Source organism: Urbifossiella limnaea, from assembly GCF_007747215.1.
GTDB lineage: Bacteria > Planctomycetota > Planctomycetia > Gemmatales > Gemmataceae > Urbifossiella > Urbifossiella limnaea.
Genome location: NZ_CP036273.1, coordinates 5,267,376 through 5,291,326, shown reverse-complemented (window position 1 = coordinate 5,291,326; position 23,951 = coordinate 5,267,376). Strand labels below are relative to the sequence as shown.

22 protein-coding genes are annotated in these 23,951 nt (G+C 70.1%); 17 read left to right on the top strand and 5 right to left on the bottom strand.

What is annotated here, in order from left to right:
- Nucleotides 1–136 precede the first annotated feature (136 nt).
- Genes ETAA1_RS21550 through ETAA1_RS21530 form a run of 5 tightly spaced genes read left to right on the top strand, consistent with a single transcriptional unit; the run spans nt 137 to nt 4,417 of the window.
- Nucleotides 137–568: a response regulator gene (locus tag ETAA1_RS21550; protein WP_145242143.1), complete on the top strand. Its 432-nt coding sequence runs from the start codon at nt 137–139 to the stop codon at nt 566–568.
- Between the two features lie 20 nt (nt 569–588).
- On the top strand, nt 589–1,452 hold the full coding sequence (gene nadC, locus ETAA1_RS21545; RefSeq protein WP_145242141.1) for a carboxylating nicotinate-nucleotide diphosphorylase: 864 nt from the start codon (nt 589–591) through the stop codon (nt 1,450–1,452).
- Nucleotides 1,449–2,249, top strand: a complete 801-nt coding sequence (locus ETAA1_RS21540) for a biotin--[acetyl-CoA-carboxylase] ligase (protein ID WP_202920314.1) — start codon at nt 1,449–1,451, stop codon at nt 2,247–2,249. The genes nadC and ETAA1_RS21540 overlap by 4 nt, the downstream gene beginning before the upstream one ends.
- A 57-nt stretch (nt 2,250–2,306) precedes the next feature.
- Nucleotides 2,307–4,076 (top strand): SpoIIE family protein phosphatase, encoded by a 1,770-nt coding sequence (locus ETAA1_RS21535; protein WP_145242137.1) that lies wholly within the window; start codon nt 2,307–2,309, stop codon nt 4,074–4,076.
- An 11-nt stretch (nt 4,077–4,087) separates the two neighbouring features.
- Nucleotides 4,088–4,417, top strand: a complete 330-nt coding sequence (locus tag ETAA1_RS21530) for an ATP-dependent Clp protease adaptor ClpS (protein WP_145242135.1) — start codon at nt 4,088–4,090, stop codon at nt 4,415–4,417.
- A gap of 376 nt (nt 4,418–4,793) precedes the next feature.
- On the opposite strand, the gene dnaK is transcribed toward ETAA1_RS21530, so the two are convergent.
- Nucleotides 4,794–6,740: a molecular chaperone DnaK gene (gene dnaK / locus ETAA1_RS21525; RefSeq protein WP_145242133.1), complete on the bottom strand. Its 1,947-nt coding sequence runs from the start codon at nt 6,738–6,740 to the stop codon at nt 4,794–4,796.
- A gap of 425 nt (nt 6,741–7,165) precedes the next feature.
- On the opposite strand from dnaK, the gene pheA reads away from it, so the two are divergent.
- The 9 genes from pheA to ribA all read left to right on the top strand — a co-directional run bounded on the left by pheA (nt 7,166) and on the right by ribA (nt 15,536).
- Nucleotides 7,166–8,281 (top strand): prephenate dehydratase, encoded by a 1,116-nt coding sequence (gene pheA, locus ETAA1_RS21520; RefSeq protein WP_145242131.1) that lies wholly within the window; start codon nt 7,166–7,168, stop codon nt 8,279–8,281.
- Between the two features lie 203 nt (nt 8,282–8,484).
- On the top strand, nt 8,485–9,516 hold the full coding sequence (aroF, locus tag ETAA1_RS21515) for a 3-deoxy-7-phosphoheptulonate synthase (protein WP_145242129.1): 1,032 nt from the start codon (nt 8,485–8,487) through the stop codon (nt 9,514–9,516).
- Between the two features lie 34 nt (nt 9,517–9,550).
- Complete coding sequence (gene tpiA / locus ETAA1_RS21510; RefSeq protein WP_145242127.1) at nt 9,551–10,309, top strand: triose-phosphate isomerase; 759 nt, start codon at nt 9,551–9,553, stop codon at nt 10,307–10,309.
- Between the two features lie 97 nt (nt 10,310–10,406).
- Nucleotides 10,407–10,760 carry a preprotein translocase subunit SecG gene (gene secG / locus ETAA1_RS21505; protein WP_145242125.1) on the top strand — a complete coding sequence of 118 codons (354 nt, stop codon included), beginning with the start codon at nt 10,407–10,409 and terminating at the stop codon, nt 10,758–10,760.
- 18 nt (nt 10,761–10,778) lie between these two features.
- A complete protein-coding gene (locus ETAA1_RS21500; protein ID WP_145242123.1) occupies nt 10,779–11,672 on the top strand; it encodes a YicC/YloC family endoribonuclease in 894 nt (297 codons plus the stop codon).
- 13 nt (nt 11,673–11,685) lie between these two features.
- Complete coding sequence (gene gmk / locus ETAA1_RS21495) at nt 11,686–12,279, top strand: guanylate kinase (RefSeq protein ID WP_145242121.1); 594 nt, start codon at nt 11,686–11,688, stop codon at nt 12,277–12,279.
- Nucleotides 12,280–12,282: 3 nt separating this feature from the next.
- Nucleotides 12,283–12,594 (top strand): DNA-directed RNA polymerase subunit omega, encoded by a 312-nt coding sequence (locus ETAA1_RS21490; RefSeq protein WP_202920313.1) that lies wholly within the window; start codon nt 12,283–12,285, stop codon nt 12,592–12,594.
- Between the two features lie 161 nt (nt 12,595–12,755).
- The gene (locus ETAA1_RS21485) at nt 12,756–14,243 is read left to right on the top strand and encodes a hypothetical protein (RefSeq protein ID WP_145242119.1); all 1,488 of its coding nucleotides are present in this window, start codon (nt 12,756–12,758) and stop codon (nt 14,241–14,243) included.
- A gap of 24 nt (nt 14,244–14,267) precedes the next feature.
- Complete coding sequence (ribA, locus tag ETAA1_RS21480; protein WP_145242117.1) at nt 14,268–15,536, top strand: GTP cyclohydrolase II; 1,269 nt, start codon at nt 14,268–14,270, stop codon at nt 15,534–15,536.
- Nucleotides 15,537–15,569: 33 nt separating this feature from the next.
- Here the strand turns inward: ribA and ETAA1_RS21475 are convergent, their stop codons facing one another.
- Both ETAA1_RS21475 and ETAA1_RS21470 read right to left on the bottom strand, forming a co-directional pair.
- A complete protein-coding gene (locus ETAA1_RS21475) occupies nt 15,570–16,862 on the bottom strand; it encodes a hypothetical protein (RefSeq protein ID WP_145242115.1) in 1,293 nt (430 codons plus the stop codon).
- A gap of 83 nt (nt 16,863–16,945) precedes the next feature.
- Nucleotides 16,946–18,076 (bottom strand): SPFH domain-containing protein, encoded by a 1,131-nt coding sequence (locus ETAA1_RS21470; protein ID WP_145242114.1) that lies wholly within the window; start codon nt 18,074–18,076, stop codon nt 16,946–16,948.
- A 180-nt stretch (nt 18,077–18,256) separates the two neighbouring features.
- Here ETAA1_RS21470 and ETAA1_RS21465 point away from each other — a divergent pair, with 180 nt between their 5' ends.
- Nucleotides 18,257–20,386 carry a cytochrome c3 family protein gene (locus tag ETAA1_RS21465; protein ID WP_145242112.1) on the top strand — a complete coding sequence of 710 codons (2,130 nt, stop codon included), beginning with the start codon at nt 18,257–18,259 and terminating at the stop codon, nt 20,384–20,386.
- Nucleotide 20,387: 1 nt separating this feature from the next.
- On the opposite strand, the gene ETAA1_RS21460 is transcribed toward ETAA1_RS21465, so the two are convergent.
- Nucleotides 20,388–20,618, bottom strand: coding sequence for a hypothetical protein (locus tag ETAA1_RS21460; RefSeq protein ID WP_145242110.1), 231 nt, complete (start codon nt 20,616–20,618; stop codon nt 20,388–20,390).
- Nucleotides 20,619–20,831: 213 nt separating this feature from the next.
- Here ETAA1_RS21460 and tatC point away from each other — a divergent pair, with 213 nt between their 5' ends.
- Both tatC and cobA read left to right on the top strand, forming a co-directional pair.
- Nucleotides 20,832–22,004 (top strand): twin-arginine translocase subunit TatC, encoded by a 1,173-nt coding sequence (gene tatC / locus ETAA1_RS21455; RefSeq protein WP_145242108.1) that lies wholly within the window; start codon nt 20,832–20,834, stop codon nt 22,002–22,004.
- 109 nt (nt 22,005–22,113) lie between these two features.
- Nucleotides 22,114–23,688: a uroporphyrinogen-III C-methyltransferase gene (gene cobA / locus ETAA1_RS21450; RefSeq protein WP_145242106.1), complete on the top strand. Its 1,575-nt coding sequence runs from the start codon at nt 22,114–22,116 to the stop codon at nt 23,686–23,688.
- A 30-nt stretch (nt 23,689–23,718) separates the two neighbouring features.
- Here the strand turns inward: cobA and ETAA1_RS21445 are convergent, their stop codons facing one another.
- A complete protein-coding gene (locus tag ETAA1_RS21445) occupies nt 23,719–23,904 on the bottom strand; it encodes a hypothetical protein (protein WP_145242104.1) in 186 nt (61 codons plus the stop codon).
- Between the last annotated feature and the right edge of the window lie 47 nt (nt 23,905–23,951).

Here is a 23,951-nt window from a genome sequence, read left to right as displayed (position 1 = left end):
AGAAGCCCGCTTCCCGGTGCGAGGAGGCACGGCCGCGACCGGCCTTGCGGCCGGAGTGGGATTTCCGACCGGGCACGGGAGTTGCCTTCACCACTTCTGCACTGTGGATATCAATCCGACGACCGGGTGGGCCGATATGTCCGGCGCGACCGTGGGAGTGTGCGACGTGGCGGACGCCGGCGCGCGTGTTACGGGTGGCAGACGGAAGGTACTGGTCGCGGACGACAACACCGACGCGGCGGAAAGCCTGGCGACGCTCCTGGAGTTGCTGGGAAACGAGGTCCGTACCGCGGCCGACGGGATGGAGGCGGTCGACGTGGCGGAAGAGTTCCGGCCGGACGTGGCGGTGCTGGACATCGGCATGCCCCGGCTCGACGGCAACGGAGTCGCCCGCCGCATCCGGGCGGCGGCGTGGGGGGAGCGGGTGGCGCTCATCGCGCTGACGGGGTGGGGCCAGGCCGAGGACCGCCGCCGCACCGCCGAGGCCGGCTTCGACCTGCACCTCACCAAGCCCGTGGACCCAACCACGCTCGACGCGATGCTCACGGAAGTGTGCCGGCGGAAGTGACCGGCGCGTATGCTACCCGCATGTCTGCGTTCAACCCGGCCGAAACCGCCGCCTGCCGCGCGCTCGTGGCCCTCGCCCTCGCCGAGGACCTGGGCGACGCCGGCGACCGGACCAGCGCCTCCCTTATCCCCGCGGAGCAGCCCGGACGCGCCGCATTCGTCGCCCGGACCGCCGGCGTGGCCGCCGGCCTCCCCGCCGCGGCGCTGGTCTGCGCCGCCGTCGATCCCGCACTCGCCTTCACGCCCGTGCTCGCCGACGGCACCCGGCTCGCCCGCGGCGACGTGCTCGCCACCGTCGCCGGGCCGTTGCGCTCCGTCCTCGCCGCGGAGCGCACCGCGCTCAATTTCCTGCAACGGCTGTCGGGCGTCGCGTCGCTGACGCGGCGGTATGTCGACGCGGTTGCCGGCACGCACGCCGCGGTTCTCGACACCCGAAAGACGGCGCCGGGCTGGCGATTGCTGGAGAAGTACGCCGTGCGGGCGGGCGGCGGCACGAACCACCGCGTCGGGCTGTACGACGGCGTGCTCATCAAGGACAACCACCTCGCCGGCCTCGGCGGCGACGTGCGCCGCGCCGTCGAACTGGCCCGCGCCGCCAACGCCGGCCTGCCGATCGAGGTGGAAGTGGACACCATGGAACAGCTCGAACACGCCCTCGCCGCGAAGGCCGACATCGTGTTGCTCGACAACATGCCGCCCGGCGTGATGCGCACCGCGGTCGCCCGCCGCGACGCGGTTTCGCCCGGTACGAGGCTCGAAGCGTCCGGGGGAATCACGCTCGACACCATCGCCGCGGCGGCCGCGACGGGCGTGGACCGCATCAGCGTCGGCGCCCTCACGCACTCCGCCCCCGCCCTCGACATCGCCCTCGACTACCAATCGTGACGCCCCCCGCCGAATGGACGTTCGCCACCGAGCGGGTCGGCCGCCGCGTCCTCGTCTTCGACGAACTCGACAGCACGAACTCGTTCGCCGCCGCGCTGCCGGCCGGGACGGACGATGGCCTCGTGATCGTGGCGCGGAACCAGACCGCGGGCCGCGGTCGCTTCGGCCGGCCGTGGCGGAGCCGGCCCGGGGCGGCCCTGCTGATGTCGGTCGTGCTGACCCCGCCGGCCGACCTCCGGCGCCCGGTGATTCTCACCGCGTGGGCGGCGGTCGCGGTCGCCGCCGCGGTGCGCGAGTTGGCCGGCGTCGAGGCCCGGATCAAGTGGCCGAACGACCTGCTGGTTCAGGGCAAGAAGGTGTGCGGCATCCTGATCGAGCAGGCGGCGCGGGTCGTGTGCGGGGTCGGGCTGAACCTCGCGCAGTCGGCCGACGAGTTCGCCGCGCTGGGCCTCCCGGACGCGACCTCGCTCGGGCTGGTGACCGGCTCGCCGGTCGAGCTGCGCGACGCGGCCGGGGCCGTGGTACGGAACCTGGACGCGGCGTGGCGGCGGCTGCTGGCCGGCGACCGGGCCGCGGTCGAGGCGGCGTGGGCGGGCGGCGTCGGCTTCGTCGGCCGCGACGTGGAGCTGGAACGAGCCGACGGGTCGCGCCCGACCGGCCGCCTCCGCGCGCTGTCGTTCGACGGGCTGGAACTCGAGCGCGGCGACGGCACGGTGGAACGCGTCCCGCCGGAGGCGGTCGAACACATCCGCGACGTGTCGGCCAGCTTCCTTGCCTTACCCGCCCGGCGGGGGTAACATCGGGGTGGCTCGCCGGGCCGCCTTCCGGCCCCGCGCCCCAGCCTCCGGACCGCCATGCCCGCGCTCGTCCTCCTGAAGTCGCCGACCGGCGGCACCCCGGGCGACCGAATCCCGCTCGACGGCGACCTCATCGTCCTCGGCCGCGACGCCGAGACGTGCCAGATCGTGCTGCCGCACCACGCGATCAGCCGCCGCCACGCCCAGATCAGCCGCGCCAACGGCCACTACTACGTCGAAGACCTCAAGAGCCGCAACGAGACCGTCCTCAACGGCCGCAAGGTTACCGCCCGCACGCAGCTCCGCGCCGAAGACCGGCTGAAGCTGTGCGACTTCCTGTTCAAGTACGAGGACGAGCGCGCGAGGTCGGCCGACAAGCCGCCGCTGCCCGAACACTTCACCCGCGACGCCGACGACGAGCCCGACTCCAGCGGCGCCACCACCATCGAGGCCACCGGCAGCCGGATCAACGCCCAGCACTTCCTCGACACCCAGCCGAACGACCGGCTGCGGGCGCTGCTCGACATCAGCACCAGCCTGTCGCGGACGCTCGACCTGGACCCGCTGCTGAACCAGGTCGCGGAGACGATGCTGAAGGAGTTCAAGCAGGCCGACCGGTGCTTCATCATCCTGCTGGACGACGCCGGCCGCATGGTGCCGCGGGCCGTCCGCGTCCGCCGCGGCGACCCCGAGGAGGCCCGGTTCAGCCGCACCATCATCCGCAAGGCGGTGGACACGCAGCACTCGTACCTGAGCGAGGACGCCAGCGCCGACGCCTCGCTCCCGGCCAACGCGTCGATCGCCGAGTTCAAGATCCGCAGCGTCATGTGCGTGCCGCTGGTCACCGCCGAGGGGAAGTCGCTCGGCGCCATCCAGCTCGACACCCAGGACCGCTCCAAGAAGTTCCGCGAGGACGACCTGAACCTCCTCACCATCGTCGCCAACCTGGCCGGCGTGGCGGTCGAGAAGGCGAAGCTGCACGAGAACGCGCTGAACGCGGAGAAGGCCAAGAAGGAGATGGAACTGGCCCGCGCCGTGCAGCTCGGGTTCCTGCCGCAGTCGATGCCGACCGTGGACGGGTACGAGTTCTTCGCCCACTACTCGCCCGCGCAGACGATCGGCGGCGACTACTACGACGCCGTCGTGCTCCCGAACGGGCGGCTCGCGGTGGTCCTCGGCGACGTGGCGGGGAAGGGCGTGCCCGCGGCGCTGCTCGTCGCCAAGCTCAGCTCCGAGGTGCGGTTCTGCCTGCTCAGCGAGCCCGACCCGGTGAAGGCGGTCGGGATGCTGAACGACCAAATGATCAGCGGCGGGCTCGGCGATCGGTTCGTCACCCTGGCCGTGATGCTCATCGACACGGTCGCCCACCAGATGACGGTCGTGAACGCCGGGCACATGAACCCTCGCATGTTTCGCGTCGGCCCGCACGACCTGGACGACGCCATCAGCACCGACCAGACCGGCACGCCGCTGGGGGTGATGCCGGGGTACGAGTACGAGTCGGTCACGCTGCGGTTGGAAGTCGGCGACGTGGTTGCCGTGTTCACCGACGGCGTGACCGACGCGATGAGCCCGTCCGGGGCGCTGTACGGCCCCGAGGGCGTGGACGAGTGCCTGCTGCCGCCGAACGACGCCATCGCGGCGGCGAACTGGCGGCCGCGGCGCGTCGGCGACCAGCTCGTGACGGCGGTGAAGCGGCACGCCGCCGGCCGGGCTCAGAACGACGACATCGCGGTGATCGTGTTCGGCCGGGTGGACCCGGCCCACGGGCCGGTTACGAACACGACGCGGACCGACCCGAAGGCGCCGGCCCTGCGCCCGAGCTGACGGAGGAATCGATGAGCAGCGGACCGGCGGTGCTGCCGGAACTCGACGAGCAGACCGAGACACGAACGCGGCACCAGCCGCCGTACCACGTGATCCTGCTGGACGACGACGACCACACCTTCGAGTACGTGGCCATCATGCTGCTGGACCTGTTCGCGCACCCGCTCGAAACCGGGTTCAAGCTCGCCGAGGAGGTTCACAAGACGGGCCGGGCGATCGTGTGCACGACGAGCCTGGAACGGGCGGAACTGAAGCAGGAGCAGATTCACGCGTACGGCCCCGACCCGCGGAGCCAGCACAGCAGCGGGTCAATGACCGCGGTGCTGGAGCCGGCGGAATAGTGGGCGGCGAGCCGGGGGCCGTCGCCCCCCAGCTCGCCGAACCCCTACACCCCGCACAGCCGGACCTCCAACGCCCACCGCCCTCGAAACACCGCACTTCCCCGCTCCCCGCCCCACCCCGCCTCGCCGATACCTGTCGCACGTCGGCCACGGGACGGCCGGCAACACCCCCAGGGAAGGGCCTTCCGATGCGTAAGCTTCTCATCTGCCTCGCGCTCCTCGCCGGCGTCGTCACCGTCACCAGCACCGGCTGCAAGAGCACCAAGAGCGGCTGCTCGACCTGCGGCGGCTAAACGCACGAAGCCCGGGGACATCCGCCCCGGGCTTCCGCGCTTCTCGACGCCCACCCGTCAGACCGGGTGGGCTTTCTCGTTGGTTACTTCTTCACCTCGTACTCCGCGTCCATCACGTCGTCGCCGGGCTTGCCGGCGCTGCCTGGCGTCGTCGCCCCCGGCGGGGGCGACCCGGCCGCGGCCGCCTGCAGGTGCTGCGCCATCGCCGCCGACACCTGATCCAGCTCCGCCGTCGCCGCCTTCACCGCCGCCACGTCGCCGCCCTTGATGGCGTCGCGGACCTTCTCGACCGCCCGCGTCACCGGCGCCTTGTCGCCCTCGCTGACCTTGTCGCCGGCCTCGGCGATCGCCTTCTCGATGGCGTGAATCTTCCCCTCGGCCTCGTTCTTCGCGTCGGCCAGCTCGCGCTTCCGCTTGTCCTCGTCGGCGTGCAGCTCGGCGTCGCGCTTCATCTTCTCGACCTCGTCCTTGCTCAGGCCGGACGAGCCCTCGATGCGAATCTGCTGCGACTTGCCCGTGCCCAGGTCCTTCGCGGACACGCTCAGCACGCCGTTGGCGTCCAGGTCGAAGCTCACCTCGACCTTCGGCGTCCCGCGCGGGGCCGGCGGGATGCCGTCCAGGTGGAACGTGCCGATCTGCTTGTTGTCCCGGGCCATCGGCCGCTCGCCCTGGAACACCTGCACCTCGACCGACGGCTGGCTGTCCGCGGCGGTCGTGAACACCTCCGTCTTCTTCGTCGGGATGGTGGTGTTCTTCGGGATCATCACCGTCAGCACGCCGCCGAGCGTTTCGAGGCCCAGCGACAGCGGCGTCACGTCGAGCAGCTGGATGTCGGCCGCGGCCCCGAGGAGCAGCTGCGCCCCCTGGATGGCGGCGCCGATCGCCACCACCTCGTCCGGGTTCACGCCGCGGTGCCCCTCCTTGCCGAAGATGTCCTTCACCAGCTGCTGCACCCGCGGCATCCGGGTCATGCCGCCGACCATCACGACCTCGTCGATCTGGTTCGGCTTCAGCCGCGCGTCGCTGAGGGCCGTCAGCACCGGCTTCTTGCAGCGCTCGAACAGGTGGTCCACCATCTTCTCGAACTGCGTCCGGGTGACCGTCAGCATCAGGTGCTTCGGGCCGCTGGCGTCGGCGGTGATGAACGGCAGGTTGATGTCCGTCTGCGTCTGCTGGCTCAGGTCCTTCTTGGCCCGCTCGGCGGCCTCCTTGAGCCGCTGCATCGCCATCGCGTCCTTCCGCAGGTCGATGCCGTTCTCCTTCTGGAACGTGTCGGCGATGAAGTCCATCAGCACCTGGTCGAAGTCGTCGCCGCCGAGGTGCGTGTCGCCGTTGGTGCTGAGCACCTGGAACACGCCGTCGTCGCCGACGTCCAGCACCGAGATGTCGAAGGTGCCGCCGCCGAGGTCGAACACGGCGATCTTCTGGTCCTTCTTCTTGTCCAGCGCGTAGGCCACGGCCGCGGCCGTCGGCTCGTTGATGATGCGCATCCGCTGCTTGACGACCTTGCCGTCCTTGCCGCGGATCTCGTACTCGGTGTCGAACCCGGCGATGGCGGCGGCGTCGATCGTGGCCTGCCGCTGGGCGTCGTTGAAGTACGCCGGCACGGTGATGACCGCCTTGCGGACGGTCTGCCCGAGGTAGGCCTCGGCGCTCTCCTTGAGCTTGCGCAGCACCATCGCGCTGATCTCGGGCGGGGTGAACGACTTGCCGTCGATGTCCACCTTCACCAGGTCGCTCTTGCCGCCGACGATCTTGTACGGGACGAGCTTCTCCTCGCTCTCCACCTCGTCGTGCCGGCGGCCCATGAACCGCTTGATGCTGTAGATGGTCCGCCGCGGGTTGGTGACCGCCTGACGCTTCGCCGGGTCGCCGACGATGCGGTCGCCCTTGTCGGTGAACGCGACCACGCTCGGGGTGATCGCGTTGCCTTCCTGGTTGGGAATGACCTTGGCCGCGCCGCCTTCCATCACGGCGACCACCGAGTTGGTGGTGCCGAGGTCGATGCCGATGATCTTTTCTTCCGCCATGACTTGGGTCTCCGGTTTCGTAGTGTTCTAGCCGGTCGGCCGGGCAGCGGACCGGGTTTGTGACACGTGTTGGATTCGGGCGGGGGCGCACCGGATTCGTAGGTTTTGTCGCGTTGCTCAGCAACCCTCATACCAGCCCACGCGCTTGCGACGTGGCGGCGACGCAAGTCATAATCTGGTCAATGCTTCCGCACGCCGATCGCCGCCGAATCGGGGAGCTCGCTGATCCCGCCACCCGCGGCGACTGCCGTTTTGACGGCTGGCGGCAAGTCAGTGATAGCGAACGGATTGCGACAACCGGGATTCTCGCTACCGCCGCTACAACCGGAACCGCCCCTTCACTCGGACTTAACTCTGTTCGTTGACGCCCGCGCGGCCGGCCGGTACATTCCTACCCAACTACTCATCCCCTCGCGGGTTCCGCCATGGCGCGCAAGACCGACGACGGAGCCGACAAGACCTCCGCCGACCTCAAGGGGCTGCGCGTCCAGATCGACAAGTTCGACCTGCAGATCCTTGACCTGTTGAACAAGCGGTCGGCGGTCGCGGCCCGCATCGGCAAGGTGAAGGCCGACCAGGGCGGCGAGGTGTTCTCGGCCGCCCGCGAAGAAGAGGTGATGAACAACATCCTCGCCGCCAACAAGGGGCCGCTCGAGGAAGTCACGCTGCGGGCGATCTTCCGCGAACTCATCAGCGGGTCGCGGGCCATTCAGAAGGTGCAGAAGATCGCATTCCTCGGCCCGGAATACAGTTACAGCCACCTCGCGGCGCTGGAGCGGTTCGGCGAAGCGATGACGTACCTCCGGACCGGCACCATCGCGGCCGTCTTCGAGGAGGTGCAGCGGAAGCACGCCGACTACGGGGTCGTGCCGCTTGAGAACAGCACCGACGGCCGCATCACCGACACGCTGGACATGTTCATCCGCATGCCTCAGGTGAAGATTTGCGCCGAGGTGCGGTTGCGCGTCCGGCACCACCTGCTGGCGAACTGCGAGCAGACGGAAATCCGCCGCGTTTACAGCAAGGCCCAGGCGCTGAGCCAGTGTCGGAACTGGCTGTCGAAGAACCTGCCGCACGCCAGCCTGCACGAGGTGTCGAGCACGGCGCACGCGGCGTCGCTGGTGCAGAGCGAGCCGCACGTCGCGGCCGTGGCCGGCCGGCAGGCGGCGGTGCGGTACGGCATCCGCATCCTGTACAACAACATCGAGGACAGCCCGTTCAACGAGACGCGGTTCGCCGTCATCGGCCTGTCGGACAGCGCCAAGACCGGCGCCGACAAGACGGCGTTGATGTTTCAGACGACCAACAGCCCGGGCTCGCTGGCGGACGCACTCCAGGTCTTCAAGCAGAACAAGATCAACCTGACGTGGGTGGAGTCGTTCCCGTACCGCGAGGCGAAGGGCGAGTACGTGTTCTTCCTGGAGATGGAAGGCCACCGCGACGACCCGAAGGTGAAGAAGGCGCTCGCCGGCCTGGAAGCCGTGTGCGACGAGGTCTCGCCGCTGGGGTCGTTCCCGGCCGCGAAAGCGTCCGAGGAGTAGCGACAGCCCGGGTCGCCCTCACACTCTTTTGTGTCATAGACTCAATGCGTGCCTCGACCCCCGGGGGGGAGTCGTGCACACAATCACGCCGGCTCGACCGTCCGCCGTCCGCCCGGGTGTTCCCGCCCGGGCCGCGTCCCTACGTTAACCGCATCCCTCACCCGCGCCCCCGTCGGCCCGGCCGGCGGTCGAAAGTTTCTGCCATGATCCTCGTGATTCGGCCCGACGCCAGCCTGGAACAGATCGAGCACGTCATCGAGCGGGTGAAGGAACTCGGCTTCACGCCCCACGTCTCTCGCGGCGAGACGCGGACGATCGTCGGCGTGATCGGCGACGAGCGGAAGCCGCAGACGGAGAACTTCTCCGCCATTCCGGGCGTCGAGCAGGTCCTGTCGATCATGAAGCCGTTCAAGCTGGCGTCGCGTGAGTTCCACAAGGAAGACTCGGCGGTGTACGTCGGCAAGGTGAAGGTCGGCGGCGGCAGCCTGGCCATGATCGCCGGGCCGTGCGCGGTCGAGAGCTACGAGGTGATGGACACCGTCGCCAAGTACGTGAAGGCCGGCGGGGCGAACATCCTACGCGGCGGCGCGTTCAAGCCGCGGACGAGCCCGTACAGCTTCCAGGGGATGGGCGAGGACGGGCTGAAAATCCTGCGGGACGTGGGCGACAAGTACGACATGCCCGTCGTCACCGAGGTGATGGACCCGCGGCAGGTGGACCTGGTGTGCCGGTACGCCGACATGCTCCAGTTGGGCGCCCGCAACATGCAGAACTTCGACCTGCTGAAGGAGGTCGGCCGGGCGAAGAAGCCGGTGCTGATGAAGCGCGGCATGAGCGCCACGGTGAAGGACATGCTGATGAGCGCGGAGTACATCCTCGCCGAGGGGAACAAGGACGTGGTGCTGTGCGAGCGCGGCGTGCGGAGCTTCGAGGACAGCACGCGGAACATGCTCGACATGAGCGCCGTGCCGAACGTGAAGGGGCAGAGCCACCTGCCGATCATCGTGGACCCGAGCCACGCGACGGGCCGGCCCGACCTGATCCCGAGCATGTGCCGGGCGTCGGTCGCGGCGGGTGCCGACGGGGTGCACGTCGAGGTTCACAACTGTCCCGAGAAGGCGATGTCGGACGGCCCGCAGGCGCTGCTGCCGCATCAGTTCCTCGACCTGATGGGCGACCTGCGGCGGCTGGCTGCGGCGCTGGACCGCGAGTTCTGGGCGCCGGAACAGAACTGACCGCTCGCCAGTTGTGTAGTTCCCGAGGAGCCTCATGCCCCGTCGCAAGCTGATTGCTGGCAACTGGAAGATGAACACCACCCGCGCCGAGGCCGTCACGCTGGCGAAGGCCGTCGCCGCCGGCGTAGGTGCGTCCCCGGCGTGCGACGTGGCCGTCATCCCGCCGTTTCCGTGGCTCGTGCCCGTCGCCGACGCCCTCGCCGGGACGGCGGTGGCGCTCGGGGCGCAGGACGTGTACTCGGAGACGAAGGGGGCGTTCACCGGCGAGGTCAGCCCGGGGATGCTCCTAGAGGTCGGCTGCAAATACACCCTCGTCGGGCACAGCGAGCGGCGGCATGTCATCGGCGAGACCGACGCCGCGACCAACCAAAAGGTTCATGCCGCGCTCGAGGCCGGACTACACGTCATCCTGTGCATCGGCGAGACGCTCGCGGAGCGCGAGCGGAACCTACAGGAGCGCGTCTTCCAGCGCCAGGTGTACGCCGCGTGCGCCGGCCTCACGGACGAGCAGTTCGCCCGACTGATCTTCGCCTACGAGCCGGTATGGGCGATCGGTACGGGGAAGGTCGCCACGCCGGAACTGGCGCAGGAGGCGCACAAGAACATTCGCGCCCGAATGGGGATGCTCTACGGCGATAATATCGCCGCTGCCCTTCCTATCCTCTACGGCGGGTCGCTCACAGGCGAGTCGGCGCCGGGGCTGTTCGCGCAGCCGGACATCGACGGCGGACTGGTCGGCGGAGCCAGCCTCAAGGCCGACGCCTTCCTCAAGATCGTCGCCGCCGCGGGCTGACGGCCCTACCCGACGCCGACCCGCGCACTAGACTAACCGTTCACCCGTTGGGGCGGGCCGGGTCGCCCGTCGTGTCGTTCGCACGGAGGTTCGCGCCGTGTCCTTGCTCGCCGTCTGGTGGGTGTCCCACGTTCTGAACGTGCTCGTGGTCGGCATCGGCCTGTTCCTGATGCTGATCGTCCTCATCCAGCGCGGCAAGGGCGGCGGGCTCGCGGGCGCGTTCGGCGGCGCCGGCGGGTCGAGCGCCTTCGGCTCGCGTGCCGCCGACGCCTTCGTAAAGATCACCCTGTACCTCGCCGCCGTGTGGGTGCTCGTCATCATGATCCACGTCAAGGTCGTGAAGTACGAGATCTCCGAGGACGCGAACGTGAACCAGATCGAGGTTCCGGCCGAGAAGGCCGCCCCGGCCCAGCAGGGCGGTGGGGGCAACCAGCTCCCGCCCGTACAGTAGCACCCACGGGGAACCGGTGTGTTGCTGAGCATGACGGGGTACGGGGAGGCCCGGGGCGCGACCGCCGCGGCCGCCGTCGCCGTCGAGGTCCGGGCGGTCAACAACCGGCACCTGAAGGTGACCGTTCGCGGGTCCGACCCGTACCCGCTGTTCGAGGCCGAGGTCGAGAAGGTCGTCCGCCGGCACGTCCGCCGCGGCACCCTGCTGGTTCACGTGCACGCCAACCGGCGGGCGAAGCCGACCGACGCCGCCCTGAACACCGACCTGCTCACCGCCTACCTGAAACAAGCTCGCACCGCCTGCGACGCCGCCAAATTGCCGGAACTGTACGCGGCACAAGTCTTCGCCGCGGCGCTGACGCTCCCCGGCGTCGCCCCCGAGCCGACCCGCCACGGCGGCCTGCCCGACGACGAGTGGCCGGCCGTGGAGACCGCGCTCGGCGAGGCGTTGACGAAGCTCGACGCCATGCGCCGCGAAGAGGGGAAGGCGATGGCAGCCGAGTTGCTGTCGCTGCACGGGCACGTGTGCGAGGAACTTGGTCGGGTGCGGAGCCACCTGCCGGCGGTCACGGCCGAGTACCGGCAGCGCATCCTGGAGCGGGTCCGGCAGGGCGTCGCGGACGCCGGCGTGGCGGTGTCGCAGGACCACGTCATCCGCGAGGTGGCGCTGTTCGCCGACCGCACCGACGTGGCCGAGGAGGTGACGCGGCTGACCGCTCACCTCGAGCAGTTCGCGGAACTGGTCCGTAAGGGGGACGAGGCGGGGCGGAAGCTGGAATTCGTGCTACAGGAGATGGGCCGGGAGGTGAACACCCTCGGCTCGAAGGCCGGCGACGTGACCGTGTCGCGCCACGTGTTCGAGATCAAGGCGGCGCTGGAGAAGGTCCGCGAGTTGGTGCAGAACGTTGAGTGACGCGGAGCGCGGAATGACGACCCCGACCGGCCGCACCGCCCCGCTAATCGTCTTGTCGGGCCCGAGCGGGGTCGGCAAGACGACGCTCGTGGACGGGCTCATCGGCCGTAACGTGCTGCCACTGCGCCGGGCGATCACGGCTACGACCAGGAAGCGGCGGCCGGGCGAACTGGACGGCGTCTCGTATCATTATTGGACGCACGACCAGTTCCGCGAGGCGATCGCCCGCGGTGAAATGCTCGAATGGGCTGAGGTCCACGGCGTCGACTTCTACGGCACCCCACGGGCGGAGGTCGATCCGTACCGTGCCGCCGGCGTGGGTGTCATCCTGGTCATCGACGTGCAGGGCGCCGGGCAGGTCCGGCTACTGTACCCTGGCGACCACCTTTCGCTGTTCGTGATGCCGCCGGCCTTCGACGTGCTCCGCCACCGGCTCGACGGCCGCGGCGAGCCGGAGGCGTCGATCCACCGCCGGCTCGAAACCGCCCGAGGCGAGTTGGCCCGCGCCGACGAGTTCGACAAGCGGTTGGAGAACGCCGACCTGACGGCCGCGACCGACGCCCTGGAACGACTGATCCGCGACGAATTCACCCGCAGGGGGTTTTAGCTCATGCTCGACGACCTGAAGGAAGAGGCGATTGTGAACAAGGTGGGGGGGCGGTTCAAACTGTCCACCCTGATCCAGAAGCGGATGGTGGCGCTGAACACCGGTGCCAAGCCGCTCGTGGACGCCCGCGGCGTGTCCGACAAGATGGCGATCGTGATCCAGGAGATCCTTCAGGACAAGATCTTCCTGGACGCCGCCGGGAACGTGCAGGTCGGCAACGCGACGATGATGGCGAACATCCCCGGTGCCTACCCCGGCATGCCGGGCGCCGTCGCGCCGACGGCCGGCTCGGCGTCGCAGGCGACGGATGAATAACTCGCGCGGCGCGGAACTGACGAATTCCCGCTGACCCACCAGTGCCCAAGGCAGAACCACTGGGGTTTCTTGGCCGTAGGTGGGTCAGCGCGAATTGGTCGTGGGCCCGAACCCCGTGCCCCCAACGGCCGTAGAACGGGTGTCCCCGCCGGAGTGCCGTAATGGCCGACACGCCCCCGACCGCCCGCGACCCCGGCCCGCCGCTCGGCTCCACCGCCGACCCCGTCGGGTACGTTCCGGTCTCGTGGATGGCCGTCGCCGCGTTCGTCGTCACCGTGATCTTTGTCGGCGTCCTGGCCGTACTTGCGGTCACCTCGTGGAAGTCGAAGTCGCCGCTCATCGCGCCACAGATGCTCTTCCTGCCGGTCGTGGCCGTCGTGCTGGCGTTTGCCGCCCGGCGGATCGTCCGCAACTCGGAAGGCACCCGCACGGGCGAGCTGTTCGGGTTCGACCTCATCAACGCCGCGTGGTGGGGGGCCGTGGTCGTCGGGCTCGTGTACTTCACGTACCTGTTTGCCATCGAGGTGGCGGTGCGGGCGGAGGCCGAGTCCGAGGTCGGCAAGTGGGTCGGGCAGGTGCTCGACGAGAAGCTGACGCCGGCGTTCTACCGCACCCGCGACCCGGCCGAGCGGGCGAGCATGGGCCCCGACAACGCCACCGCGCTGGAAGCCCGGTACAAGGTTGACTGGGTTGCGTTCTCGCAGTGCGACCTGGTCCGCACCGCGCTGCGGAACCCGAAGGCGTGTACCTACGTGCCCGGCGGCCTCCGCGACTGGTCGATCCAGGCGGGCGGCGTTGCCTGCGTCGCCACCGGCACCCTCGTCTGCCCCGAGGGGAAGTTCCCGATGCAGTTCCCGCTGAAGGCCGTGGACGCCGTCGCCGGCAGCGAGGGGAGCCTCGGCCGGCAGTGGCAGGTGGTGCCGTCGCAGAACGGCTTCCAGCGCGACGACCCGCAGCTGACGTCCTACGGCTGGCTCGTCCGCGACCTACAACTGCAGGGTCGCAGCGTCGTCCAGCAGTTCATGGCCGACGGCCGCGACCGGGTTTTCCGCCCCTACGCCGCCTACGTCCACGCGGGGTTGGCCGGCGATCCGGATTTGCGGTTGCTCAGCCCCGACGGTGGTGCGACCCGGTTGGCGGGCGTCGGCGTGCCGGCCGGGCTCGGCTGGCAGATGCCGGATCACGTCTTCAGCGTGACCGCTGCCAAGCTGTTCCGCCTCCCCGGCAACAAGTCGCCGGGCGCCGACCAGTCCCGGCAGTTCTTCAACGTGTGGAATGCCGGCGGCATCGTGCCCGCGGGGGAGCGCCTCCGCAACACGCCCGACGTCCACGAGCTGATGACGTTCACCGACTCGGCCGTCGAGGTGCGGGTGCCGGTGGAGCTGCCGGTGGAGTCGAAAAAAGCCGACCTGGCGGCCCGCGGGCGGGTCGTGGTGGAGTGTACCGACCCGGCCCTTCTGGCCGACCTGAAGCAGCTGCGGGCGTCGGCGAACCCCGAATCCGGCACGATCTCGCCGCCGGCTGGGAGCGGCCCGCGGCAGGGGCTACGGTGGCGGGTCGTGCGCGTCGAGAGCGACATGCGACCGGTCCAGACGCGTGAGTCTGAAGGCCCGCCCGGCGGTGGCGGCCCCGGTGGCATGGGGATGTGACGGCCGGCGGGCTATAATCCTGGCATGTCGCACCGCACTGCCGCCGGGTTCTGCCCCATCGACGACGCCCTTGCCGAGCTGACGGCGGGGCGGATGATCGTCCTGGTCGATGACGAGCAGCGGGAGAACGAGGGCGACCTCGTCATGGCCGCCGAGCACGTCACGCCGGCGGCGGTGAACTTCATCGTCCGCCAGGCCGGCCGGCCGTGCGTCGCCATGTCCTCGGCCAACGCCACCCGCCTCGGCCTCGACCTGCTCCCGGGCGTCCACCTCGACCCCACCGCCACGCCGTTCACGCACAACTTCGACGCCCGCGACGGCGTCACCACCGGCATCTCCGCGTTCGACCGCTGCCGCACGATCCAGGTGTGCGCCGACCCCGCGAGCGGTCCGAGTGACCTGGTGCGCGACAAGGGGCACATGGACGGCCTCATCGCCCGCCAGGGTGGCGTCCTGGTCCGCGCGGGCCATACCGAGGGGAGCGTCGATCTGTGCCGGCTGGCGGGGCTGCGCGAGGTGGCGTTCATCTGCGAGATTCTGAACGAGGACGGGTCGATGGCCCGCCTGCCGGACCTGCGGGCGTTCTGCGACCGACACCAGCTGAAGATGTGCACCATCGCCGACCTGATCGAGTACCGCCGCCGCCGCGAGAAGCTCGTCAAGCGCGAAATCGCCCTGAAGTTGCCGACGGAGTTCGGCGAGTTCGACCTCTTCGCGTACACGTCGGTCGTGGACCAGGAGCCGCACCTGGCGCTGACACTCGGCGGCGTCGGCGTCGAATCCGCACCGGGGGTGGTGGCGGAGCAGGCGGAGCCGGTGCTGGTGCGGATGCACAGCGAGTGCCTGACCGGCGACGCGCTCCACTCGATGAAGTGCGACTGCGGGCCGCAGTTGCAGCTCGCCATGCGGAAGGTCGCGGAGGCGGGCAAGGGCGTGATCGTGTACGTCCGCCAGGAGGGCCGCGGGATCGGGCTGCTGAACAAACTGCGGGCGTACAAGCTGCAGACCGAGGAGAAGCTGGACACGGTCGAGGCGAACCGCCGGCTCGGCTTCCCGTCGGACCTGCGGCACTACGGCATCGGGGCGCAAATCCTCCACGACCTGGGCGTGCGCGACATCCGGCTGCTGACGAACAACCCCGCGAAGGTGATCGGCCTGGACGGGTATGGGCTGCGGATCACGGACCGGGTGCCGATCCAGATTCCGCCCGGCGAGCACAACCGCAGCTACTTGCAGACCAAGCGCGAGAAACTCGGCCACATGCTCGACCAACTCGACTCGGCCGGTAACTGACCCGACCGGACGGCGCCGACCGTCGAGCCGAAATCATTGTTTCCGGCCGAGGGGGGTCGATCCCCGGAAACATGTCACCGACTCATAAAAAAGTTGGTTCGATCCAGCTGCGGCTTCGGCGATCGGGCCAAGCCGTGACGCCGCAACCGGTTGTGACCTGGCGACGGTCGCGGCGGCGACGCGCGGCTCCGCCCCCCGTGCCTTCCCGGACGACACCGCCATCACCAGCGCGATCACGCCCACGAGGAGTAGAACCGCCAGTACCACCCCGAGAATCTTCCAGGCGCTCCACGGCCGATCGCCGGACACCTGCCCGGTCCGCCCGTTCACCAGAATCTGGTACAGCGTCTCGTGGTAGCGGTAGTGAGCCACCCACACCGGCAGCAGCAGGTGCTTGAACGTCACCGCCGCGTAGTCGGTCCGCTTCCAGGCCACGCGCTGGTGGTCGCCGCCGATGTCGCGGCGGACGAGCGTGTCGATCGTCGGCGCCATCAGTTGCTTGGCCTCGGCGTATCCCTCGCGCAGCCCGACGGCGTAGCGCTCGGTGTTGAACCCGCCGAGGAACTCCGGGCGGAACGGCTCCAGGTTCTCCAAATCCCACGGCTCCAGTGACGCGATCAGGTGCGGCGGCACGCTCTTCGAGCCGCACACGAGCACGTCGTCGAAGAAGTGCTCGACCCGCCCCGACGCCGGCCACCAGCGGACGCGGGTGACCGTCCGCGTTTTCGTGACGGTGTTCCCCTGGGCGTCGCGGTCGGTGTACGTCTCGGTGTCCTGGTAGTTGTCGCCACGCTCGCCGCGGTAGGCCGTGTACGTCATCGCGTCGTAGGTCCAGTACGGCACGTAGACGCCGGAGAGCTGGCCGAGGTTGGCGACGGTCTTCAACTCGCTCGGGGCGAACCAAAGGTTGCCGAGCCAGCCCGTGAACGCCTCGCGGGCGCCGCGCAGGTCGACCGCGAACGGCACCAGCGATTCCGGTGGGATCATCCCGGTCGCGCGCTCGGGCTTGTTCTCCAGGTGCGTGCCGCAGAACGGGCACTCCTTCGTCACCACCTTGTCTTCGAGCAGCACGGTGGCCCCGCAGCCAGTGCAGCGCGTCTGCGACGTGTGGCCGGCGATGACGCCGCCGTCGCCGCCCTCCGCGCGCCCCAGGTAGGCGTCGAAGTCGCGCTCGACGACCGCGGCCGCGGCGTCGTCGGCCGGGTCGGGGACGGCGGTGGTGTGGCCGCAGTAGGGGCACTTGAGCGACCGTGTGGCCGGGTCGAACGCGACCTTCGCCCCGCACTGCGAGCAGGGGAACAGTTTGCCTTGGGTGGGGGTAGACATAGGCGAGCCGGCGGCTGGCGCCGCCGGGTGGTTGAGTCAAGGTGAGAGCCGTGCCCGCCCGGCGGCTGCCGCCGCCGGTTCGCCTACGTCGGCAACGGCGGCGGCAGGTGCGCGAACAGCGGCGCCAACTCGGCCACGTCCGCGGCCGCGGTCCAGCCGCTCATCCCTTGCTTCCACACCAGCGTCGTCCGCGTCAGCTTGCCGGCCGCCAGCTGCGCCTGAAGGCCGGCCGTGTCGAACGGCCCGGCCTGGGCGCCGCCGATCGCGGCGAAGTACTGCGCCCCCGTGGGCAGCGGCGGCGGGGCCCCGTAGGGTTGCGTGTTCCCCGGCGTCACGACCCCCGGCGCCCCGGCCGCGCCGGCGAGGACGCTCCCCATCTGGCCGCCGATCGCCACCCCGGCCCCGATGCCGGCGCCGAGCCCGGCCACGCCCCCGGGGTTGTTCGCCGCGTCGCGGATGGCCTCGGCCGACTGAAACTTCGCGTACTGGTCCAGGTTGCCGAGGATGCCCATCTGGCTCCGCTTGTCCAGCGCCGCCTCCACCTCCGGCGGCAGCGACACGTTTTCCACGAAGAACTGCGTCAGCGAGATGCCCATCTTCGCCAGCTCGGGGCTGATCTTCTCCAGCGCCAGCTTGCTCACCTTTTCGTAGTTGCCGGCCAGGTCGAGCATCGGGATGCGGCTCGACCCGAGCACGTCCACGAACCGCGACACGATGGCGTTGCGGAACTGGGCCGTGACCTCGTACGCCTCGAACGACGGGTCGGTGGCGACGAGCTCCCGCAGGAACGTGGCCGGGTCGGTGACCTTGAACGCGTAGCTGCCGAACGCCCGCAGGCGGACGGGGCCGAACTCGGGGTCGCGGACCATGACCGGGTTCGACGTGCCCCACTTCTGGTCGGTCCACTGGCGGGTGCTGATGAAGTACACCTCGGCCTTGAACGGCGACTCGAACCCGTACTTCCACCCCAGGATGGTGGACAGGATCGGCATGTTCTTGGTGTCGAGGGTGTACGTGCCCGGCCCCTTCACGTCGGCGAGCTGGCCCTCCTTCACGAACGCCGCCGCCTGCCCCTCGCGGACGATGAGCTTGGCCCCGTTCTTGATCTCGTTCTTGTACCGGGTGAAGCGGTACGACAGCACCTCGTTCTGGCTCGGCTCGGTCCACTCGATGATGTCGATGAACTCGCCGGTGATCTTCTCCCAGAGCCCCATGACGGCCTCATCGGTGCGGGTGGTGGGTCGCGGGGTATTGTCGCCCGGCCGGCGGCGGCGCGGCAACCGAATTACCCGCTACTGGTGGGGATTCGCCGCCCGCCCCGGAGTATTCGCGCCGGCTACTTCCGGTGCCCCGCGTGTGATACCCTGACGGTTCCCCCGTCACGAGTCGCCGCGATGACCGCAGACCCGCACCGGCGCACGAACCTCCGCTGGCTCGGGGTCGGGCTGCTCGTGGCGGCCGCGGCCGTCGGCTGGTGGAAGTGGCCCCGCCCGGTCCCGCCGCCGGCCCCGCCGGAGCTCGCGACGCTCTTCCAGGAACCGGAGGACGGCCCCCCGCCCGCCGAGACCAATCCCGGGTACGTCGGCCCGCAGGCGTGCCGGGAGTGCCACGCCGCCCGCGTCGAGGGGTTCGAGAAGACGCGCCACTTCCGCGCCTGCTGGCCGGCCGAACGGGGGCCGATGCCGGCGTCGGCGTTCCCGGCCGCGTACACGCCTTATGCCCCCCCCGGCGCCCGCATCGAGGTGTCGCAGCGGGGCGGAGAGTACACCCAGACCGTGAGCCGCGGGGCGACCCGCCACGCCGGCCGCATCGACCTCGTGTACGGCTCCGCCGGCGGGGCGGACGAGGTGTACTTCACCTGGAAGGGCGACCGGCTGTTCGAGTTGCCCCTCGGCTGGCTCCACCCGACCGGCGAGTGGGGCGAGCAGCGCTTCGACCCGAACCACCCCAGCGACTTCACCCGCACCACCACCACGCGGTGCGTCGAGTGCCACAACACCTGGCTCGCGCACGTCCCGGGTACGGCCAACGAGTTCCGGCGGTCCGATTCAGCGCTCGGGGTCACCTGCGAGAACTGCCACGGCCCCGGCCGGGACCACACCGCCTACCACCGGGCCAACCCCGCCCGCGGCGGCGACGGGCACGCCACCGTCCACCCCGGCCGGCTGCCGCGCGAGCGCCTCACCGACGTGTGCGGGCAGTGCCACAGCAACGCCATGCGGGCGAAGGGAAAGCCGTTCGCGTTCCGCCCCGGGGACAAGGTGGACGACCACTTCTACACGCTCGCCGCGACCGGGCGGGAGAACGACCACGTCGCCGGTCAGGCCGGCTACATGCGGCAGAGCAAGTGCTACACGAAGTCGGACACGCTCACCTGCGTGACCTGCCACAACCCGCACAAGCCGTCCGAGCCGGCCGCCGTACGCGCGGCGTGTGCGACCTGCCACACCCCGGCGAACTGCCGCGAACAGCCCAAACTCCCCGAGGCGGTGCGGGCCGACTGCGTCGGCTGCCACATGCCGCGGTACACCCGGGTGGCGGTCAACTTTCACACCGCGGCCGAGCAGTACGTCTTCCCGGTCCGCCCGACCGACCACCGCATCGCCGTCCACCCGATGGCGCGGGAGGAGGTGCTGTGGGAGCACTACCGCGCCCGGCCCGACGCGGCGGACAAGGCCCGGGCCGCGGAGCTGGCGGCGCAGTTGGCCCGCCACTACGCCTCGGAATCAGAGCGGGACGCGAAGGAGTACCGCTTCTTTCAGGCGATTGGCTCGGCCCGCGAGGCGGCCCGGTTCGACCCGTCGCCGCAGGCCACGGCCCGCGTGAAGGCGGCGGTCGAGCGGAAGGTTTCGCTGGACGACGGGTTCTACGCGGCGGAGCGCGACCAGGCCGCGGGACGCACCCGCGAGGCCGTCGCCCGAATCGAACAACTGCTCAAGGTGAAGCCGAACTGGGCGTCCGCCCAGGGGAAGCTCGGCACGCTCCTCGCCACCCTCGGCGACCGCAAGGCCGCGGTCGGCCACCTGGAGGCGGTCGCCGGGTCCGACCCGGACGACCCCTACGGGTACAACATGCTCGGCTGGATGGCGTACCTGAGCGGCAACCCGAAGGACGCGGCGAGCTACTTCGAGAAGACGGACCGGCTGACGCCGCGGTCGGCGGACGTGCTGTACCGCTGGGGGCTGGCGCTGCTCGATCTGGGGGACGGGGCCGGGGCCGCCGACCGGTTCGCCCGGGCGACGGCCGCCAACCCCCGGCACTCGGGCGCCTGGCAGGGGCTCTCCCACGCCCGCCGGCAACTCGGCAACGCACCGGCGGCGCTCGACGCCGCCCGCCGGGCGGCGCGCCTGACGCGCTACGACAGCGCCGACGTGCTGGTGTCGCTGGCCGACGCGCTGGCGGCCGCGGGGAACCGGCCGGAAGCCCTCGCGGCCGCCCGGCGAGCGCTGGCCGTGGCGCACGAGAAGCAGCCGAACGCGATCCGGGCGGCCGAGCGGAAGCTGACGGAGTTGGAGGGGTTGTAGGTTACCGCCCCACGCCGCCGGGTCGGTCGACGCCGGCCGACGGGTAGCGCTCGGGGTTGTCTTCGAAGGTGGTGAGCCGCTCGCGGGCGCGGGCCTTCTGCTCCTCGATGGTGTACCCGGGCCGGTCGGCCCGGTCGCCGGCGCGGTTCTTCTGGTACACCTCCAGCGGCCCCTCGTAGCGGGTGCAGCCGACGACCGCCAGAATCAGCCCGAGCAGCACAAGCCGCGTCATCGCCCGGCCTCCCGGTAGGTGGGTCCGTCCGGCACAATTCTACCCGCCCCGGGTGTCCGGGGCGGCCCGCGGTCGCCCCGGAACTTGAGTCGCGGGGGTCGGGTCGATAGGATACTCCCGACCTTCCGCCGAGTCCGTTCCTGCCAACCGGTCGAGCACCTTCGCCTCGTGGTTGGGATTCGTCCCGCATCCACCCGCGCGGGGGGTATACCGATGCTTTCCCGGAAAAGCCAGCGCAGCCACGAATACCCGGACGACATCTTCGACGACACCCGGATGACCTTCGGGGAGCACCTCGAAGAGCTGCGGATGCGGATGATCCGCGCCCTGGTCGGGCTCGTCGTCCTGATGTGCGTCGGCTTCGTCCTCGACGGCATCGGCAGCGCCGTCGGCAACCCCAAGATCGGCGTCGGCAAGCCGATGTTCGAGATCATCACCGACCCGGTCGAGACGCAGGTCCGCGACTTCTACTACCGCCGCACGCTGAAGGCCCAAGAGGAGAAGCTGAAGGACAAGCAGACGTCCGCGGAGGACGAGGTCGAGGGGGTGCGGCAGAAGCTGCGGGACAACGACAACTCGCTGACCGTCCTCACCGACGACGAGCGGCGCGTCCTGCTCGGCGCCCCGCAGGAGATGCCGGTGATGATCCCGGTGGAGGCGTTCGTGCCGGTGTTCGGCGCGCCGAAGGAGGGGGCGCCGAAGGAGATCATCACCACCCTCAAGGTGTACCCCGGGTACATCAGCTCGTTCAGCAACCAGGGCGACGCGCTGGTCGGGGCCAAGGGGTATCTCACCACCCTGAGCGCGCAGGAGTCGCTGGTGGTGTACTTCAAGGTGTCGATCGTCTGCGGCATCGTGCTGGCGAGCCCGTGGCTCTTGTACCAGTTCTGGGCGTTCGTCGGGGCCGGGATGTACCCGCACGAGAAGCGGTACATCCGGATCATCTTCCTGCCGAGCCTGTTCCTGTTCGTCGCCGGCGTGCTCCTGTGCCAGTTCGTGGTGCTGCCCGGGGCGGTGAAGGCGTTGTTGAAGTTCAACGAGTGGCTGAACATCGACCCGGACATCCGGCTGAACGAGTGGCTCGGCCTGGCGCTGATCCTGCCGCTGGTGTTCGGGCTGTCGTTCCAGACGCCGCTGGTGATGATCTTCCTGAACCGCATCGGCCTGTTCAGCGCCGCCGACTACCTGCGGAAGTGGCGCGGGGCGTGCTTCGTACTGGCGCTGTTCGCGGCCCTCATCACGCCGACGCCGGACCTGGTGACGATGGGCTACCTGTTCGTGCCGATGTTCGGCCTGTACCTGGCGGGCATCGTGTTCTGCTACTACTTCCCGGGGTTCGACCCGGCCGCCGCCGACGAGCCGGCGGCCGAGGAGATCGCCGTCTGACCCGCCGCGCGGGAATGACCACTTGCCGATGACCAAGGACGGAGCACCAGGTTTTCCTTGGTCGTTGGCGGGTCATTGGTAAGTGGTCATTCCGCGACGCAAGTGAGCTATGAGTCCCCCGCTGCAACCTGATCCTGCCGAGCCCACCGTCTTCCTGGTGGGCGCCGGCCCCGGCAACCCGGGGTTGCTGACCGTCCGCGCGGCGGAGGTGCTGGCCCGCGCCGACCTGGTGCTGCACGACCAGCTCGTTCCCCTCCGGCTACTCGACGTGGCGAACCCGGCCGCGGAAAAGGTGTGCGTCCGCGACCTGCCGGGGACGCACCCCGACAAGTACCCGCACATCCACGAGATGCTCATCCGGTACGCCCGCGCCGGCAAGACCGTGGTGCGGCTCAAGGGCGGCGACCCGCTCGTCTTCGGCCGCGGCGGTGAAGAAGCCGAGGCGCTGCGGACGGCCGGCGTCGGCTACGAGATCGTCCCCGGCGTCACCGCCGCGCTCGCCGCCGGGGCGTTCCTCGAGATCCCGCTCACGCACCGCAACTACGCCAGCGCCGTGGCGCTCGTCACGGGCCACGAACTGCCGAACAAGCCCGGCAACCGCCTCGACTGGAAGGCCCTCGCGGCGTTCCCCGGCACGCTGTGCATCTACATGGGCGTGGCCCGGCTGCCCGTTATCGTCGCGGAACTGTTGAAGCACGGGAAGAACCCCGACACGCCGGCCGCGATCGTGGAGCGGGCCAGCACCGGCGAGCAGCGTGCGGTGTACGCCCGCCTCGCCGACCTGGAACCCGCCCGCCGCAACGCCGGCCTCGAAGCCCCCGGGCTCATCGTCGTCGGCGACCCGGTGGCGCACCGCCCGGCGGCGGCGTGGTGGGAGTCGCGGCCGCTGTTCGGCCGGCGCGTGCTGGTGACCCGACCGGCGCACCAGGCCGCGGGAATGGTGCGGCGGCTCGAACACCTCGGGGCCGTCGTGTCCCAGATGCCGACGGTCGAAATCCGCCCGCCCGCCGATCCCGCGCCGCTCGACCGGGCGTTGGCGGAAGTGCGCGACGGCGGCTGGGACTGGCTCGTGTTCACGAGCGCGAACGGCGTTCACGCCGTGGTCCGCCGCCTGGACGAGCTTGGGCGCGACCTGCGCGACGTGGGCCGCGTGAAGTTCGCCGCCATCGGCCCCAAGACGGCCGACGCCCTCCGCGAGTACCGCCTCCGCGCCGACGTGGTGCCGGCCGAGACGTTCTCGTCCGAGGGGCTGGCCGCGGCTCTGGCTCCGCACGTCGCCGGGCATCGGGTGCTGCTGGCACGGGCGAACCGCGGCCGCGACGTGATCCGCGTCGAGTTGGCGAAGGTGGCGTCCGTCGTGGGGCAGGTGACGACCTACGACCAGACCGACACCGCGGCACCCGACCCCGGCGTGCTCGACGCCCTCCGCCGCGGCGAGATCCGCTACGTGACGCTGCCGAGTTCGCGCATCGCGGAGAACCTGCTGGCCGGATTCGACGACACGATCCGCGGCCGGGTCGAGCGCGGCGAGGTGAAACTGGTGGCGATCAGCCCCGAGACCGGCGGCGCCGTCCGGCGGCTGGGCTACCCCGTGGCCGCGGAGGCCACGACGTTCACCATTGACGGGTTAATCGACGCGCTGATCCGGCTGGTGCGTGAAGAAGGGACCGAACACCATCCCTGATCGCCCGCCCGTGGCAACGGGTGGGCCGCGTCACTTCAAATCCTGGCTGGCGTTAAATGCCAGGTAGCCGATGATCCCGGCCGAGATGATGCCGAGGATGTCGAGGAGCATGAAGGGGCTGCCGCCGAACGGGAACCCCGCGACGAGGTCGAGCAGGAAGACCACGAGCATCAGTGCGGCGACGCCGAGCGCCCCGTAGCAGAGCCCTTTTTCCATCGCCGACCTTTCCGCGGTGCGCCCCCGGGGTCCGGCGGGCGAGGTGG